We start from the raw sequence: 15,989 nt of genomic DNA, 5'->3' as shown, positions 1-15,989 counted from the left end.
CGAGGTTCTTTGCCTTAGTCGACCTGGGCCAGCTGTTGCTCGAGGCTTTCCAGATGTTCCAGGGCCAGCATCCAGGCCTCTTCCAGCTCGCCTTCGCGGACCTTCATTTTCGCTTGTTCGGCGAGAAGATCGCGCAATTCGTCTTTACGCGATGTTTCATAAATCGCCGCATCACCGAGCCGCTCTTCGACCTTGGCCAGCTTTTCATGCAACTGACCCAATTCTTTTTCCAGTTTTTCCGCTTCGCGCTTGTGCGGTGCCAACTGCTGGCGCAACGCGGCAGCCGCTTGGCGCTGGGCGCGCTTGTCGGTTTTGTCGGCGGCTGGCGTACTGCTGCTGACCGGTGCCTGACGCGCGCGGTAGTCGACTAACCATCGAGCATAGTCTTCCAGATCGCCGTCGAACTCCTGGATACGCCCTTCGGCTACCAGCAGAAATTCGTCGGTGGTGCTCTTGAGCAGATGTCGATCGTGGGACACCACCACCACCGCGCCCTCGAATTCCTGCAGGGCCATGGTCAGCGCCAGGCGCATTTCCAGATCGAGGTGGTTGGTGGGTTCGTCGAGCAGCAACAGGTTGGGCTTTTCCCAGGCGATCAAGGCCAGGGCCAGGCGCGCCTTTTCGCCACCGGAGAAATTCAGCACCGGCTCATCGCAACGCGGACCACGGAAGTCGAAACCGCCGAGGAAGTCGCGCAAGGTTTGCTCACGCTCGGTCGGTGCCAGGCGTTGGAAGTGCAGCAGCGGGCTGGCTTGGTTATCCAGGGAGTCCAGTTGATGCTGGGCGAAGTAGCCCACCACCAGGTTTTCCCCGCGCACCAGACGCCCCGAGATCGGCTGCAGTTCGCCCACCAGGGTTTTGATCAGGGTGGATTTACCCGCGCCATTGGGCCCGAGCAAACCGATCCGCGCGCCGGGCACCAAGCCCAGCTTGACCTTCTCCAACACCACTTTTTCGCCGTAGCCCAGGCTGCCATCCGAGAGGTTCAGCAGCGGACTGGAAATTTTGTCGGCTTCGCGGAAGGTGAAGTCGAACGGCGAATCGACATGGGCGGCGGACAACTCTTCCATCCGCTCCAGCGCCTTGATCCGGCTTTGTGCCTGCCGCGCCTTGGTCGCCTGCGCCTTGAAGCGGGCGATGTACTTTTCCATGTGCGCACGCTGCGCCTGTTGTTTCTCGTAGGCCTGTTGCTGCTGGGCCAGACGCTCGGCACGGGCACGCTCGAACGCCGAGTAGCCGCCACGATAAAGCGTGAGCTTGCGTTGATCGACGTGGGCCACATGGTCGACCACGGCATCGAGAAAATCACGGTCGTGGGAAATCAGCAGCAAGGTGCCGGGGTAACTCTTCAGCCAGTCTTCCAGCCAGAGAATGGCATCCAGATCCAAGTGGTTGGTCGGCTCATCGAGCAGCAGCAGATCAGACGGACACATCAGCGCCTGGGCCAGGTTGAGGCGCATGCGCCAGCCACCGGAAAAGCTGCCCACCGGGCGGTCCATCTGTTCATTGCTAAAGCCCAGGCCGGCAAGCAATTTGCGCGCCCGGGCATCGGCGGTGTAGCCATCGGCGGAGTCCAGCTCGGCGTGCAAACGGGCCTGAGCGGCACCATCGTGGGAAGCCTCGGCGGCAGCCAGATCGCGTTGCACCTGACGCAGACGCAGATCGCCATCCAGCACATAATCCACGGCGACCCGCTCGACGGCATCGACTTCCTGGCGCATATGGGCGATACGCCAGTCTGCGGGCAGGAAGCAGTCGCCGGAATCGGGCGTCAGCTCACCGCGCAGCAAAGCAAACAGGCTGGATTTGCCGGCACCATTGGCACCGATCAGACCGGCTTTCTGGCCGGCGTGCAGCGTCAGCTCGGCGTCTTCCAACAAACGCTGCGGGCCACGCTGTAGAGTGAGGTTCTGTAGTCGAATCATAATGGCGGCGGAGTCTACCAGCTTCGTTTGCAAATCGCCTGGAAAGCACCATGCCCTCTGACCTGTGGAGTTTCGCCACGACCCTGTATGCCCGCCCGGGCGTCGAAACTGCGTGCCTGCACCTGCAGCAACAGGGTGCCGATGTTTGCCTGTTGCTCTGCGCAGCCTGGCTGCAACAACGCGGCGTGGCCTGCACACCGGCGCGCGCTGCAGCACTGAGCGAGCTGGCAGCGCCCTGGCAGCACGAAGTGATCGCTCCGCTGCGCCAGTTGCGTCAGCAATGGCGCGAAGCAGCCGCCCACGACAAAGCGCTGCAAGCACTGCGCGAGCAGATCAAGGCGTTGGAGATGGAAGCAGAAAGGCAGCTGCTGGAACGCCTGCAGAACGTGGCGAACAGCTGGCTGAAAGGTGAAGCCGAGAGGGACTGGTTAACCGCCGTGGCGGCCCAGCATGACCACGACGCGCTGCAGGTGCTGCGCGTCGCGATCACTCACACTTAGGAAGCGCTAGGTACGCCGCTGCCATTGGTGACCGAGGCTGGTGCTGCAGCGACTGGCGCAGCAGGTGCCGCCGCGGGTGCAGGTGCGGCTGGCTTGGCAGGTGCTGCGGGCTTGGCGGCAACAGCCGGTTTAGCTGCAGGTTTTGCGGCGGGCTTGGCCGCTGGTTTGACCGCAGGCTTGGCTGCAACTGCTGGCTTCGCTGCAACCGGTTTGGCCGGTGCTTTTACTGCAGGTTTAGCGGCAGGCTTGCTAGCGGCCTTTACCGGAGCCTTGGCGGCTGGTTTCGCAGCAGCTTTCACCGGTGCTTTTGCAGCTGGCTTGGCAGCGGGTTTGGCCGCCACTTTTGCCGGTGCTTTAGCGGCTGCAGGTTTAGCAGCTGGTTTCGCCGCAGGCTTGGCAGCTGCTTTCGCGGCAGGTTTTGCGACTGGTTTGGCGGCTACTTTTGCTGGTGCTTTGGCAGCAGGTTTGGCAGCCACTTTTACCGGAGCTTTTGCTGCAGGTTTAGCAGCCGGTTTTGCGACGACCTTGGCCGGCGCTTTCGCAGCAGGCTTGGCTGCAGCTTTTGCTGCTGGTTTGGCAGCGGCTTTCACCGGTGCTTTGGCCGCAGGTTTGGCTGCGGCTTTGGCCGGAGCTTTTGCTGCCGGTTTGGCAGCTGGTTTTGCGGCGGCAGCCTTGGCGGCCGGTTTGGCAGCAACAGGTTTTGGTGCAGCGCTACGTGCGCTCAGAGCCTTGACCACCGACTCTTTTACCTTGCCAACACCCTGGGCCAATTTCAGGCTTTCCTGGGCGTCGCGCTTGAGTTGCACGATGTAGTTACGCGTCTCGGCCTGGCTGGCTTTGAGGGTGTCGAGCAGGGTTTCCAATTCGCCTACGGCTTTCTTGGCTTTGGCCTGCGCTTTGTTCTTGCCTGCAGTGGTTGCCGCTTGCAGCAAGCTGCGCGCGTCATGGAGTTTTTCCTGGGCTTTGCCACGTTGCTTTTCCAGTTTGGCGAGCAGCTTTTCAGCGTCGACCAAAGCCTGGGAACAAGCACTTTCAAGATGATCCAGCAGGCTTTGGGAAAGCTGCTGCAGCAGATGCAATGGAGTGGTTACCGATTTCTTATTGGCCGACATGACGCGCCTCCTGGCGAACGTTGGTGCGGCCCATACTAGCCGGGTGTTTCGCCACTCGCCAGTTCTGCGACAAGGGCTGGCATAATCGCCGCACTTGTCGCTCGGAGAACCCCCATGTCGCGTTGCCTTTTTCTGCTGTTTTTTCTGCTCGCACCCCTTGCTCATGCCGACGCGCAAGCCGACAAAAACCAACACGACCTGGCCTATAGCCTGGGAGTGAAACTGGGTCAGCGTCTGCGTGAAGAAGTGCCGGATCTGCAGCTGCAAGCCTTGCTCGATGGCCTGCGCCAATCGTATCGCGGCGAGCCTTTACAACTCGACGGCAAACGCATGGAACAACTGCTCGCCGACCATGAAGCCAAGCTCGCCGCCGCGCCGGTGGATGATCAGAAAGCGGTGCAGGCCGAGACCCGTTTTATGGTCAACGAAAAAGCCAAAGCCGGTGTGCACGAGTTGGCCGGCGGCGTGCTGTACAGCGAGCTGCAGCGTGGGCAAGGCAAGAAACCCAGCGCCACAGGTCGGGTGCGGGTGAAATACGTCGGCCGTTTTGCCGATGGCAGTGTGTTCGATGAAAGTGCAACGCCCACCTGGTTCAAGCTCGATAGCGTGATTACCGGTTGGCGAATTGCCTTGCAGGAAATGCCGGTGGGGAGCAAATGGCGACTGGTGATTCCGTCGGCACAAGCCTATGGCGCCGAGGGGGCAGGCGACTTGATCGCGCCCTACTCACCCCTGGTATTTGAACTGGAACTGGTCGAGGCCGCCGACTGAGCGAAGGCCTCGGCTGGCGCATTACACCGCGGGAGCGGTCTGCTGCTGATGTGAGTTGTGCAGCACTTCGATCAGGCAGTCTTCCAACTCGAAACGTTCGTGGAGCAGCTGCCCCAGGCGTTTCAGTTCGGCGGTCACGGCCACGGCATCGCTGCAGTCACCTTTGTCGCAACGATCATTGAAGGCCAGCGCCACTTCAGTGATGGCTTCGATGCGCGGATAGATCTGCTTGGCCAACTCCAGACCACGTTCGTCGCCGAACGCCTTGGCCTCATTGGTGAGTTGCTCGTAGACCTCGAAGTGGCCGGCGGAAACGTAATCCACCAAGACTTCGCAGAAGCGCTGCAGAGCCTGTTCGTTGCTCGTCGGCGAGGTGCCTTCGTCATGCAGCACATCGAAACTGCGCACCAGCTCATGGCGTTCTTGCAGCCAACGGTCGATTAACAGATGAACCCCACCCCAGCGTTCTTGGGCGTTCTGACAGCTCTCGAGCATGATGACTTCACTCCCCTTGATCGTAATGCTGTTATACGTCTGCTCCGAGACGGTTTTTTGTCATTCGGCGCTTAACAACGGCATTTTACCGACGCTTTGTGCTGGCCAGATTATGCCCGCCCGGCAACGCCTACAAGGCACCGGGAGAGAAAGTTTCATACGAGCGTTTGATCCGAATGCCGCATGCAGCTTGGCCTGAGCGGATGCCCAGGCGGGAGATGCAGCGGCCTGAGCCACTGCACGAGCAAGGCTCAGGCGCGGCGGAAGAATTGGTAGGCGGAGTAAATCAGCATGCCGATAAAGGCCAGCAGGCACCATTCAGGCAGGCTCATACCAAACAGGGTCCAGGACACTTCGGCACAATCGGCGGTGCCTTTGAGCACCCACTGCACGAACTGTTGAAAGGGCAGCGCTTCGAGCATGTAGTCGAAGTTGGTCGGCATGCAGGAGGCCATCGGATCGGGCGGCGTGTTCTGCAACCAGATCTGCCGGCAGGCCGCTGCGGCACCCGCACCCGCTGACAAAAACGCCAGCAGCGAATACACCCGACGGCCACCGCGGGCCGGGTTGTGCAACGCGGCAAGCAAACACACCAGACCGAAGGCCATCACGCAAAGCCGTTGCACGATGCACAGCGGGCAAGGCTCCAGGCCAACCACATGTTCGAGGTACAGAGCGCCCCCCATCATGGCAACGCAAGCGAGGAAGGCGAGGAAGAACAGCGAACGCGGGCTGGCCAGCGACATGACAACTCCGGAGGAGGCAAAAAGAGGCAGTACGTTAGAGGAAAGCGCCTAGGCGTTACAAGCCGCTGCCAGGCGGCAATCATCGCCCCTCTGGCACCGCACGTCCGTTAGCGGGCAAGCGTCGCCAGGCCTGCAGCGCTGCCGCGAACAACGCTGGCCAGGTCGCCGAGACAAAACGCCGCGCCTCGGCAAACCGCCCTCAGGCGTTGGCCGGCTCGGGCAATGGCAGGCTGGGCAGATGCTGATCCAGTAAACCGAGGCTTTCCTGGAACAACTGATTGCTGCGCTCGATCTCGCCTTGCTGCGCCAGCAGCCGCGCCAATTCGGCACAGGCCTGCGGGCTGCGGGCGAAACTCAGGCTGCTTTCAAAGTACTCACGCGCCTTGCCCCACAACCGATTCTGCAAACACAAGCGGCCCAGGCACAGCAGTAGCTGAGGATCGCTGGCACTGGCCTTCAACCAGCCCTCGGCGGTTTGCAGTTGCTTGACTGGATCACGACCGCGTACCTGGCCGTAAAGGGCCACCAGGCGGCTGTCGTACTGGCGGGCGATGGCACTGCGCAACACTTCTTCGGCTTCCTCCGGGGCACCGAGCAAGCGCAACTGATCGGCATATACCGCCACCAGTTGCGGCTCGCTGCGCTGGCTTTTCGACAGGTGCTGCCAGGCTTGCGTCAGTGGCTGCAGGGCAATCTCGCCGGTGTTCAAACCTTCGCTGGCGGCGCTGGCCAGACGGGCGCTCCAGGCCTGCTGTTCGAGGGCGCTGAGCTCGGCTTCGCCAAGCACTTTGTCTTTGCGCAGGTCCGGCAACAGGGCGATCACCGCCGGCCAGTCACCGCGCTGCTGATGCACCTGCTGCAGATGTTTGAGCACCTGGCGATGGTGCGGATGGCGGTCGCGCATCACTTGCAAGGTTTCCAACGCCGCCTCGGTTTGCCCGCGGGCCTGTTGCAGCTCGGCATGGGCCAGGGCAATGGCCAGCTCGGCATGGGGTTGGCGCTCCAGGGCTTTTTCCAGAAAGCCGTCGCTCTGCTCGTAATCGCCCAATTCATTGGCCGCACGCGCAGCGCCGAGGTAATAAATCAGCGGTTGCTGATCTCCCTCGGCAGCTCGTTGCAGGTGGCGCACGGCGCGTGCCCAACGGCCTTCGGCCAGATCCAGCAGGCCCTGTTCGCAAGCCAGTTGCACCCGACGGTTACGGTTGCGCCGCGACCAGGGATTGACCACCCCGCCCGAGACAAACACCAAGCTTAGCAGTACACGCAGCAGATACACCGCTAGAGCAACCACAGCGATCACGGCCACCGCGGCCCATAAGCTCGACTCATAGCGAAAGTTTTTATAGGCGATCAGCACATAACCGGGATGCTCGACCACGGCCAGGCCAATCAGCACGGCCGCGGCGATCAGCAACAGCAGAATCAGCAGCACACGTCTCATGGGCTGACTTCCTCCAGCTCATCGTCAACCGCCGGCTGGTCGCTCTGCGATTGCTTTTCTTCCTGCAGTTTCTGGCTGGCATTTTCGCGGCGCTGCACATAGGCCCGCACCGCGTCCGTCGCCGCAGTCAGATCCGGCATCGCCACTGCCACAGGCTGATTGACCAACTCGTTGATGCGCGCCAACAGCGCCTGGCTGTCGGGGTTCTCGGGATTGAAGTAGCTTTCCAGCACGTTGCGCGCCTGGCTCAGCGCCTGGCGATAGACATCCGGCTTGCCGTTCAGGGCCGCCCATTGCGCTTGCTCCAACGCCAGGGTCAGGGCCAGGCGCACTTGCGTGAGGCTTTGCCCCGCCAGCAGCGGCCGCACATTCTGGTCGGCATGGAAGTCGATGCGGATATAGCGCGAGAGTTTCTCCAACCACTCAGCCCACCAGCCCTGGCCATCGCCTTCGGCGGCGAAATTGAATTGCTCGCCCTTGCTGCTGAACGCCGGCACCAGGGTGCTGAGCTGGGCGGCCTGCTCGCGCATGGCCCCCAGTTGCAGAAACAGCCCGGTACGATCCAGGGCGGTGATACCGCGCAAGGCCACCAGGGTTTTTGCCAGTTGCTCACGGGCCGCGTAGGCGGCCGAGTCGTCCTGATCGCGGAGGATCTCATCCGCACCCTGCACCAGCACCGTGGCACTGCCGACATCCTGCAAGGCCGATAGACGCAGCGCGGCCAGGCGCAGCAAATGTTCGGCTTCAGCCAGACGCCAATCCTGGCGACTGGCACCCAGCACGCTTTCCACGCGCTCACTGAGGTGCTGCTGATCGCCTTGCAACTGCGCCAGCAAGCGCCGGCGGCTTTCCAGTTCCTGTGGCTCCGGCAATGCTGCCAGGCGCTCGGTCAGGCCCTGCTCGCGCTGGGAAAGCAGCTGCGCCTGACTGCGGGCCTGCTCCAGCTGCGACACCTGCTCCTGATCATGGCTTTGCAGCAGGCGTACCTGCCAGACACTCCAGCCACCCGCCGCCACACCGGCAGCGCCAATCAACAGGGCCAGCGCTGCCAGACCGGCACCACGGCTCTTGGCCGCCGGGGCGACAGGCACGTCAACGCGCGGCGCAGTGGGTGCCGTCAGCGCAGGTTGGGTGTCATCTTTCGAGGGGGTTGCTTCGCTCACGTATCCGTCCTGTGCATCAGAGGGCAGCCGGGGCATGTTCCCGTAAAGCTGCCAGCAACGCCGCGGCACTCGCACCACGACAGTCCACAACCGCTAAAGCCCCGGCGGCAGTTGCCAGCTCGGCAACCCGCGGGCTCGGTACAAATAAGGGTAGCCGCGCCAACGCCGGCCAGTCTGCCCCGGCCAGGCTCAACAGGTGCTGCAAACCCTGCCCACTGCTGACCACCAGAGCATTCAAGCGTTCAGCTTGAACGCGCGCGGATAAGGTTCCGGCATCATAGTGCGGCAGTTGGCGGCGATAGAGTTGCAGATAATCGACCGACACACCTTGGCCGCGCAAGCAATCGGCGAGGGCTTCGCGGCCACCTTCGCCGCGCAGGATCAATACCCGGGGCGCTGCAACGCTACGCAAGGCCTGTTGCAGTTCGGGCATGGCGAGCAAGGCTTCGCTGTCATCACCCTGGCGGGGGTAACTCACCTTCAGGCCGTGGTCGCTAAGTATCTGTGCAGTGGCGGCACCCACACTGAACCAGGGTTGCTGCGCTGGCGGTTGCGGCCGATAGCGTTGCAGCAGTTGCACACCCAGGCGGGCGGCCGGCTTGCTGACCACAATCACGGCGCAGTAGCTGTTCAGCTTCTGCAATGTGATTTGCTGCTCCGGCGTTGGCGCAATCGGCTCGATTTCCAGCAACGGCAGGCTGCTACTGACCACCCCCTGTTCGGCAAGCGTGGCCGCCAGAGCGGCGCACTCCTCAGCCGGGCGAGTGAGCAGCAACCGCCAGGCTGTCACTCGGCTTGGGCCTGGCCGTAGACGGCTTGCAGAATGGCTGCGGCACCTTGCTGCAGCAGGTCTTCGGCGACGCCGACGCCCAGCGCCTGCGGATCTTTAACCGAGCCGGTGGCTTCGGCGCGCAGCAACAGGCCGCCATCCGGCTGGCCGACCAGGCCACGCAGCCACAGCTGCTCGCCTTGCAGCTCGGCGTAGCAGGCGATGGGCACCTGGCAACCGCCATTCAGGTGTTTGTTCAAGGCGCGCTCGGCGGTGACCCGCAACGCGGTTTCATGGTGATGCAGCGGTTCGAGCAAGGCATGAATCTCGCGGTCGGCGCTGCGGCATTCGATGCCGACGGCCCCCTGGCCACCGGCGGGCAGGCTGTCGATCACGCTGATACTGGAGCGGATGCGCGCACCGAAGCCCAGGCGAATCAGGCCGGCAGCGGCGAGGATGATCGCGTCGTACTCGCCGGCGTCCAACTTGGCCAGGCGGGTGTTGACATTGCCGCGCAGGAAGCGGATTTGCAGGTCCGGACGGATAGCCAGCAATTGGGTCTGGCGGCGCAGGCTGGAGGTGCCGACGATGGCACCTTGCGGCAGCGCTTCCAGGCTTTCGTAGGTATTGGAGACAAAGGCGTCACGCGGGTCTTCACGCTCGCAGATGCAATACAGGCCCAAACCCTCGGGAAAATCCATCGGCACGTCTTTCATCGAGTGCACGGCGATGTCGGCTTGGTTTTCCAGTAACGCGGTTTCCAACTCTTTGACGAAAAGCCCCTTGCCGCCGACTTTCGACAACGGCGAGTCGAGCAGCTTGTCGCCGCGACTGACCATGGGCACCAGGCTGACGATCAGCCCCGGGTGCGCAGCTTCCAATGCGGCTTTGACGTACTCAGCCTGCCAGAGGGCCAGGGCACTTTTGCGGGTGGCGATGCGGATTTCGCGGGACGACATGACGGCTCTCGAACGGAATTAACCCGCGCATAGTAAGACAGCCGCGCGGGTGGTGCACCCGCCGTCAGGGCGACCGGCTGCCGCAGCAGCCAATCAGGCGGGCGACGTCAGAGGTTGTTCATCAGCTTGCGCACGCCGGCCACATGGCGGCGGCTGACGATCAGGGCATCGCCATTCAAGCCTTTGAGGTACAGCTGGAAATGCCCAAGGGGCGTGCGTTGCAGGCGCTCGATACGCTCACGGGCCACCAGCGCGTTGCGGTGGATGCGCACGAAGCGATCACCGAATTCGTCCTCCAGCGCCTTCAGCGGCTCGTCCAGCAATACTTCGCCGCCTTCGTGGCGCAGGGTTACGTATTTGTGGTCGGCAATGAAATAGATCACCTGATCCAGGGGAATCAGTTCGATGCCTTTACGGGTACGGGCACTGATATGGGTGCGGGGGCCATTGCCAGTTTCGGCGGCCGGGCGGGTGAGCGCCACGAGCTGTACACGGTTGGGACGCTCGGCTTTTTTCAGCGCTTCGATCAGGCTTTCCGGACGCACTGGCTTGACCAGATAGCCGACGGCGCTGACCTGAAACGCATCGATGGCGAATTCATCGTGCGCGGTGCAGAAGATCACCGCTGGCGGCGCTTCGCGTTCGCAGAGTTTGGCAGCGACCTGCAAACCATCCAGACCCGGCATGCGGATATCGAGCAACACCACATCGGGTTTAAGACTATCGATCAGGGTCAACGCCTCTTCGCCATTGCTGGCACTGGGCTCCAACACTCGGTAACCATCGAGCTCACCGACCATACGGCTGAGGCGCTCGCGGGCTAGGGGTTCATCATCGACGATCAGGACATTCATATTGCTCGGGCTTCCTGCGTGAGTCTCGCACAAGGATAGCGTAGACAGGTGAAGTGGCGCCCGTCACGGCGATCCACGCTCAGACTTGCGCGAGGGCCAAAAAGTGCCGCAAGACGCGCATCTATATTCACCAACGCTTGATGTGTACCACGAGAGGGTTGGTGCTCACTGCCCTCCTCATAGGGGTTGCTGACACACAGCTGGAACACCCCGTCTTTGTAATCTGCTTCTATGCGTACCACGCCCCCTTCGATGCGCGGTTGAATACCGTAGATCAAAGCGTTCTCCAACAATGGCTGCAAGGTCAGCTGCGGAATCGGCAGATCATCCGGTACCGTCTCCACCTGCCACTCCAACTGTAGACGCTCGCCGAGCCGATATTGTTCGATCGAAAGATAGCGCTTGCTCAGCTCCAGTTCTTCGCTCCAGGGCACCAGGCTGCCGGGCTTGGCCAGGCTGGCACGAAACAGATCGGACAAATCCAGCACCGCCTGCTCGGCCTTGTAAGGGTCGATCACCACCAGGCTGGCAATGCTGTTCAAGCTATTGAACAGAAAGTGCGGGCGGATCCGCGCCTGCAATGATTCGATCCGCGCCGACAACTCTGCCTGCTGTTGGCGACGCCACTGGCTCTGCAGATAGAAGTAGCGTAGCAGCAGCGCCGACATGATCAGACTTATCAACGCATGACGTAGATAAAGATTGACCTCACCTGCACGCGGCAAGGGCCCACCCAGGTCGTAATAGTCGGCCACCGCCGTGCAACCGAGGGTCAGTCCCACCACCAGCAGGCAACAGAGTAGCCCGGCCAGCGCCGCCGGCAAGCGCGCCAGCAACGGCCGCAGCTGACACATCAGGCCAGCGGACAGCAGCACGATCCACTGCACGAACAATGACGTCAGGGCCAGACGAATCCAGTTGAAGCCTGGCTGCATGGGCTCGGCCAATACCAGCACCAGTACCAGCAGCTCGGCGAGTAACACCAGCACCAGCAAGGCTTCAGGCAGGCAAAGCTCGGGCAGAAAGAATTCGCCGGGCGCGGTTTTTTTCGGTTTCAACCAGTCGATACGCATCGGCACAGTTTCCGGGGCAGCATGCACGGCAGCAAGCAGGCTGGCGCTGCACGGACTAAATAAAGCAGCAAATGGCCATCTCGTAGCGAAAACTGTGATCCGCCCTACATTGCCAGGGCGTTTGCCTGGCGGTACCAAGGTCGCGGACACGACAAAGCGTCGCGGCGATTTTGCCCGCTACCCTGTTATCATCCGCACAATTTTCCACGCCGGCCGCCCACCGCGGTCTGCCCGTTTTGCGCACCAGCCGAGCCATTGCCATGAGCACCGAAAAGACCAACCAATCCTGGGGCGGCCGCTTCAGCGAGCCAGTCGACGCCTTTGTTGCCCGCTTCACTGCCTCGGTCAACTTCGACCAGCGTCTGTACCGCCACGACATCATGGGCTCCATCGCCCACGCCACGATGCTGGCCAAGGTCGGCGTACTCACCAGCGACGAGCGCGACGCGATTGAAGCCGGCCTGAAGCAGATTCAGAGCGAAATCGAGGCCGGCAGCTTCGACTGGCGGGTGGATCTGGAAGACGTGCACATGAACATCGAAGCGCGGCTGACCGACCGCATCGGCGTTACCGGCAAAAAACTGCATACCGGCCGCTCGCGCAACGACCAGGTGGCCACCGACATCCGCCTGTGGCTGCGTGATGAGATCGACCTGATCCTCAGCGAAATCACCCGCCTGCAACAGGGCCTGCTGGAACAGGCCGAGCGCGAAGCCGGCACCATCATGCCGGGCTTCACCCACCTGCAGACCGCGCAACCGGTGACCTTCGGTCATCACCTGCTGGCCTGGTTCGAAATGCTCTCGCGTGACTACGAGCGCCTGGTCGATTGCCGCAAGCGCACCAACCGCATGCCGCTGGGCTCGGCCGCACTGGCCGGCACCACCTACCCGATTCAGCGGGAAATCACCGCCGAGCTGCTGGGTTTCGACGCGGTTGGCGGCAATTCGCTGGACGGCGTTTCCGACCGCGACTTCGCCATCGAATTCTGCGCCGCGGCGTCCCTGGCGATGATGCACCTGTCGCGCTTCTCCGAAGAACTGGTGCTGTGGACCAGCGCGCAGTTCCAGTTCATCGATCTGCCGGACCGCTTCTGCACCGGCAGCTCGATCATGCCGCAAAAGAAAAACCCCGATGTACCGGAGCTGGTGCGTGGCAAATCCGGCCGCGTGTTCGGTGCCCTGATGGGCCTGCTGACCCTGATGAAGGGCCAGCCGCTGGCGTACAACAAGGACAACCAGGAAGACAAAGAACCGCTGTTTGACGCCGCCGACACCCTGCGCGACAGCCTGCGTGCCTTTGCTGACATGGTGCCGGCGATCAAACCGAAAACCGCGATCATGCGCGAAGCTGCCCTGCGTGGATTCTCCACCGCCACCGATCTGGCCGATTATCTGGTACGCAAGGGCCTGCCCTTCCGCGACTGCCACGAGATCGTCGGCCATGCCGTGAAATACGGCGTGGAAACCGGCAAGGACCTGGCCGAGATGAGCCTGGAAGAGCTGCGCAAGTTCAGCGACCAGATCGAGCAGGACGTGTTCGCGGTACTGACCCTGGAGGGCTCGGTGAATGCCCGCGACCATATCGGCGGTACTGCGCCGAATCAGGTGCGCGCGGCAGTGGTGCGGGGCAAGGCCTTGCTCGCAAGCCGTTAAATTCCTGCAATACCCATCGCGGCTGAAGCCGCTCCTACGGATCGCACAATCCAGTAGGAGCGGCTTCAGCCGCGATGCTTTTCAGCTGATGAAAACTACTTCTTGGTGCCGCGCGCCATCGCCAGAAATTGCTCCATCTCGGCATCTTTGTCCGCCGCCACTTTCTGTACATTGGGGTTCTGGCTCAGCAGCTTGAACAACGCTTTGGCCTGCGGGAAATCAGCCAGCACGTCGGTGGCGAACAACTTGCCCATCACCACACAGGCCAGATCCAGGCTGTAGAGAAAATACAGGTCAGCCAGGGTCAGCGAGTCGCCCGCTACATAGGGTGCGAACTTGCCGTGACGCTTCAGGGTGGCGATACCCAGCGTCAGATCTTCCTTGCTCTTGGCTTTTATCGCCTCGTCCACCTTGCCGCCAAAAAAGGCTTCCAGGTAGCAGGCGCGTGCCGGCAGCTCGATATACAGCTCGATTTCGCGCATCAGCGAACGCACATAGGCGCGTGCCTGTGGGTCGCTGGGCAGCAGGGCTTTGCCTCTCTGGGTTTCTTCGAGGTAGTCGAGGATGGCGCTGGTTTCGTTGATATAGCCCTGTTCGGTCTGCAGCACCGGCACCTTGCCGCGTGGGCTGATGGCGAGAAAGTCCTCGCGCTGACCGCCGTGCACCGACACCGCTGCAAAGGCGATGCCCTTTTCCAGCAAGGCCAGTTTGACCATGTTGTAGTAGTTGCTAACCGAAAAACCGTGCAGTTTGAGCATGACAACTTCCGTTCCGGGTGGAGTGGGCGTCGTCTCTTATAAACCCCGGCACGCCAATCGCCCAGCCGAATCAACCCCATGAATGCGTACGCCATCGTCGACAGACCGTGGCACACTGCGGCCTTGTTTCCCAAGGAGCTCGCCATGAGCGAATTTGACGAGAGCGAAGAAGCCTTCGCCGAAGCGACCCTGACCCAGGCCATCGAAAACCAGATCGAAACCGATAACCCGCCGGCCGCCAAAGCCGCCTACAACAAGCTGACGCTGGTGGGTTATCCGCGCGAGGAGATCCTGCAACTGATGGCCTTGGTGCTGGCCCACGAGATCGACGCCATGCTCGATGAGGACCGCCCGTTCGATACCGCCTGGTACGAGCAGGCCCTGCGCGCCCTGCCGGAGTTGCCCGCCGGCAGCGACGAGGACGAATAGCTAAAAGCAGCGCTTGCCTTGACTCAGCGCAGCGGATTAGCCTCACGGCCATAGCACCATGCCGTGACCCGCCCAACTGGGTGGCCTCTGAGCCTGTACCGATGACCCATCGCGTCTATTGCAGCAGTTGGACAACCCTGTGCACGGCCCTGCTATTTGCCGTCCTGGGTTTGTCTCGCGTCCAGGCTGAAAGCATTCAGATTGGCGCCGAAGACGACTGGTACCCCTACACGGCCTTGCGCGATGGCGAAATCCAAGGCATGTCGGTGGATATCGTCAAAGCTGCATTCGCTGCCACCGGCACCGACGTGCAGTTGGAGTCCTTCCCCTATTCACGCTGCATGCAGCTGGCGCTACGCGGGCAGATCGTGGCCTGCTTCAACACCTCGCCCAATCCGAAGATCGCCGAAGAGTACCGCCTGCCCAAGCACCCGCTGTTTCGCGAGGCGATTCTGCTGTGGGCGCGCAACGACAACACCACGCCGGTGACCAGCCTGGACCAGTTGGTCGGCAAGAGCGTGGCGGTGACCAATGGCTACGAATATGGCGCTGCTTTCGATAACGACAGCCGCCTGAGCCGAATTCTGGTTCGCAAAGATCTCAACGGTTTTCTGATGCTGCAACGGGCGCGGGTCGATTACATGCTGGCGTTTCGCGGCACCGCGCTGCAGCTGTTCGAGGAGCACCCGGAACTGCGCGGGCAATTTATCCCGGTAATGACCGTGCACCGCCCCGATATTTATCTATCCTTTTCCCGACATCATCCCAAAGCCGACGAGTTACTCGAACGCTTCGACCAGGGTATGCGCCTGATCGAAAGCGACGGCCGCTATCAACAGATCATCGACACCTGGAGGAACAAGCAGACCGCTGCCCCTTGAACGGCCGCTCACCACACCGATCCCCTGCCCGCTACCTGGGGTCCCGACTTTCGCCACCGACTCGCTGTATGAAGCGAGGCACCCTTACAAGAATCTGGAGCAAACATGTCATTTACCCCCGAACTGATTGCTGAGCTGGAAATTCTTGCCCTGTACAACCTTTCCAACACCAAGGAAGGCCTCAAGGTCCACCATATCGCCTCGCCAACGGCCATCGCCGCCACCCTGCGCCTGCATGACAAAGGCCTGGTTACCCTGCCCGACGGCGGTTACCTGACCAGCCTGGGCCTCGATGCCGCGCAGCACGCCCAGGACCTGCTGACCATTCTCACCGTTGAAGAAGCGGCCTGACCGCACGCTGACCACCGCGGGCAAAAGCGGCCACCCGGCTGTTTTTGCCTGGCCTCTCAAGCTGCTGTCAATCTGGGCAATATTTAAGCTCTGCCACCGGCGTTTCG

The 15,989-nt window shown here is 61.8% G+C and carries 17 protein-coding genes; 6 read left to right on the top strand and 11 right to left on the bottom strand.

From position 1 onward, the window contains the following. Positions 1-14: 14 nt before the first annotated feature. Positions 15-1,925 carry an ATP-binding cassette domain-containing protein gene (locus ACVW0Y_RS19090; protein ID WP_457440470.1) on the bottom strand — a complete coding sequence of 637 codons (1,911 nt, stop codon included), beginning with the start codon at positions 1,923-1,925 and terminating at the stop codon, positions 15-17. A 50-nt stretch (positions 1,926-1,975) separates the two neighbouring features. On the opposite strand from ACVW0Y_RS19090, the gene ACVW0Y_RS19085 reads away from it, so the two are divergent. After that, on the top strand, positions 1,976-2,425 hold the full coding sequence (locus ACVW0Y_RS19085; RefSeq protein ID WP_457440468.1) for a TIGR02444 family protein: 450 nt from the start codon (positions 1,976-1,978) through the stop codon (positions 2,423-2,425). On the opposite strand, the gene ACVW0Y_RS19080 is transcribed toward ACVW0Y_RS19085, so the two are convergent. After that, the gene (locus tag ACVW0Y_RS19080) at positions 2,422-3,537 is read right to left on the bottom strand and encodes an AlgP family protein (RefSeq protein ID WP_457440574.1); all 1,116 of its coding nucleotides are present in this window, start codon (positions 3,535-3,537) and stop codon (positions 2,422-2,424) included. The genes ACVW0Y_RS19085 and ACVW0Y_RS19080 overlap by 4 nt on opposite strands. Positions 3,538-3,651: 114 nt before the next feature. On the opposite strand from ACVW0Y_RS19080, the gene ACVW0Y_RS19075 reads away from it, so the two are divergent. Then, positions 3,652-4,308, top strand: coding sequence for an FKBP-type peptidyl-prolyl cis-trans isomerase (locus ACVW0Y_RS19075; RefSeq protein WP_457440466.1), 657 nt, complete (start codon positions 3,652-3,654; stop codon positions 4,306-4,308). 21 nt (positions 4,309-4,329) lie between these two features. On the opposite strand, the gene rsd is transcribed toward ACVW0Y_RS19075, so the two are convergent. The 8 genes from rsd to ACVW0Y_RS19035 form a co-directional block, all read right to left on the bottom strand. Then, on the bottom strand, positions 4,330-4,803 hold the full coding sequence (gene rsd / locus ACVW0Y_RS19070) for a sigma D regulator (RefSeq protein WP_457440465.1): 474 nt from the start codon (positions 4,801-4,803) through the stop codon (positions 4,330-4,332). A 251-nt stretch (positions 4,804-5,054) separates the two neighbouring features. After that, the gene (locus ACVW0Y_RS19065) at positions 5,055-5,549 is read right to left on the bottom strand and encodes a disulfide bond formation protein B (protein WP_457440463.1); all 495 of its coding nucleotides are present in this window, start codon (positions 5,547-5,549) and stop codon (positions 5,055-5,057) included. A gap of 199 nt (positions 5,550-5,748) precedes the next feature. Beyond that, positions 5,749-6,990, bottom strand: a complete 1,242-nt coding sequence (locus ACVW0Y_RS19060; protein WP_457440461.1) for a heme biosynthesis HemY N-terminal domain-containing protein — start codon at positions 6,988-6,990, stop codon at positions 5,749-5,751. Continuing rightward, a complete protein-coding gene (locus tag ACVW0Y_RS19055) occupies positions 6,987-8,153 on the bottom strand; it encodes a uroporphyrinogen-III C-methyltransferase (protein ID WP_457440459.1) in 1,167 nt (388 codons plus the stop codon). Before ACVW0Y_RS19055 ends, ACVW0Y_RS19060 begins: the two co-directional genes overlap by 4 nt. Before the next feature lie 16 nt (positions 8,154-8,169). Next, positions 8,170-8,943 (bottom strand): uroporphyrinogen-III synthase, encoded by a 774-nt coding sequence (locus ACVW0Y_RS19050; RefSeq protein ID WP_457440457.1) that lies wholly within the window; start codon positions 8,941-8,943, stop codon positions 8,170-8,172. After that, positions 8,940-9,881, bottom strand: a complete 942-nt coding sequence (gene hemC / locus ACVW0Y_RS19045; RefSeq protein WP_457440455.1) for a hydroxymethylbilane synthase — start codon at positions 9,879-9,881, stop codon at positions 8,940-8,942. Before hemC ends, ACVW0Y_RS19050 begins: the two co-directional genes overlap by 4 nt. Positions 9,882-9,988: 107 nt before the next feature. After that, positions 9,989-10,735, bottom strand: a complete 747-nt coding sequence (locus tag ACVW0Y_RS19040) for a response regulator (protein ID WP_110615795.1) — start codon at positions 10,733-10,735, stop codon at positions 9,989-9,991. Beyond that, on the bottom strand, positions 10,732-11,808 hold the full coding sequence (locus ACVW0Y_RS19035; RefSeq protein ID WP_457440453.1) for a sensor histidine kinase: 1,077 nt from the start codon (positions 11,806-11,808) through the stop codon (positions 10,732-10,734). Before ACVW0Y_RS19035 ends, ACVW0Y_RS19040 begins: the two co-directional genes overlap by 4 nt. Before the next feature lie 260 nt (positions 11,809-12,068). On the opposite strand from ACVW0Y_RS19035, the gene argH reads away from it, so the two are divergent. Further along, on the top strand, positions 12,069-13,463 hold the full coding sequence (gene argH / locus ACVW0Y_RS19030; RefSeq protein ID WP_457440451.1) for an argininosuccinate lyase: 1,395 nt from the start codon (positions 12,069-12,071) through the stop codon (positions 13,461-13,463). 95 nt (positions 13,464-13,558) lie between these two features. Here the strand turns inward: argH and ACVW0Y_RS19025 are convergent, their stop codons facing one another. Then, on the bottom strand, positions 13,559-14,221 hold the full coding sequence (locus ACVW0Y_RS19025) for a glutathione S-transferase family protein (RefSeq protein ID WP_457440449.1): 663 nt from the start codon (positions 14,219-14,221) through the stop codon (positions 13,559-13,561). Positions 14,222-14,365: 144 nt separating this feature from the next. Here ACVW0Y_RS19025 and ACVW0Y_RS19020 point away from each other — a divergent pair, with 144 nt between their 5' ends. The 3 genes from ACVW0Y_RS19020 to ACVW0Y_RS19010 all read left to right on the top strand — a co-directional run bounded on the left by ACVW0Y_RS19020 (position 14,366) and on the right by ACVW0Y_RS19010 (position 15,882). Then, positions 14,366-14,650 (top strand): hypothetical protein, encoded by a 285-nt coding sequence (locus ACVW0Y_RS19020; RefSeq protein ID WP_457440447.1) that lies wholly within the window; start codon positions 14,366-14,368, stop codon positions 14,648-14,650. Positions 14,651-14,751: 101 nt separating this feature from the next. Next, a complete protein-coding gene (locus tag ACVW0Y_RS19015) occupies positions 14,752-15,531 on the top strand; it encodes a substrate-binding periplasmic protein (RefSeq protein ID WP_457440445.1) in 780 nt (259 codons plus the stop codon). 105 nt (positions 15,532-15,636) lie between these two features. Beyond that, positions 15,637-15,882 carry a TIGR02647 family protein gene (locus ACVW0Y_RS19010; protein WP_108097988.1) on the top strand — a complete coding sequence of 82 codons (246 nt, stop codon included), beginning with the start codon at positions 15,637-15,639 and terminating at the stop codon, positions 15,880-15,882. The last annotated feature ends 107 nt before the right edge of the window (positions 15,883-15,989 follow it).

The sequence above is a fragment of the Pseudomonas sp. TE3786 genome, from assembly GCF_054057335.1.
Note: the sequence above shows the minus strand (reverse complement) of the source record. Positions and strands in the feature narration are given on the sequence as shown.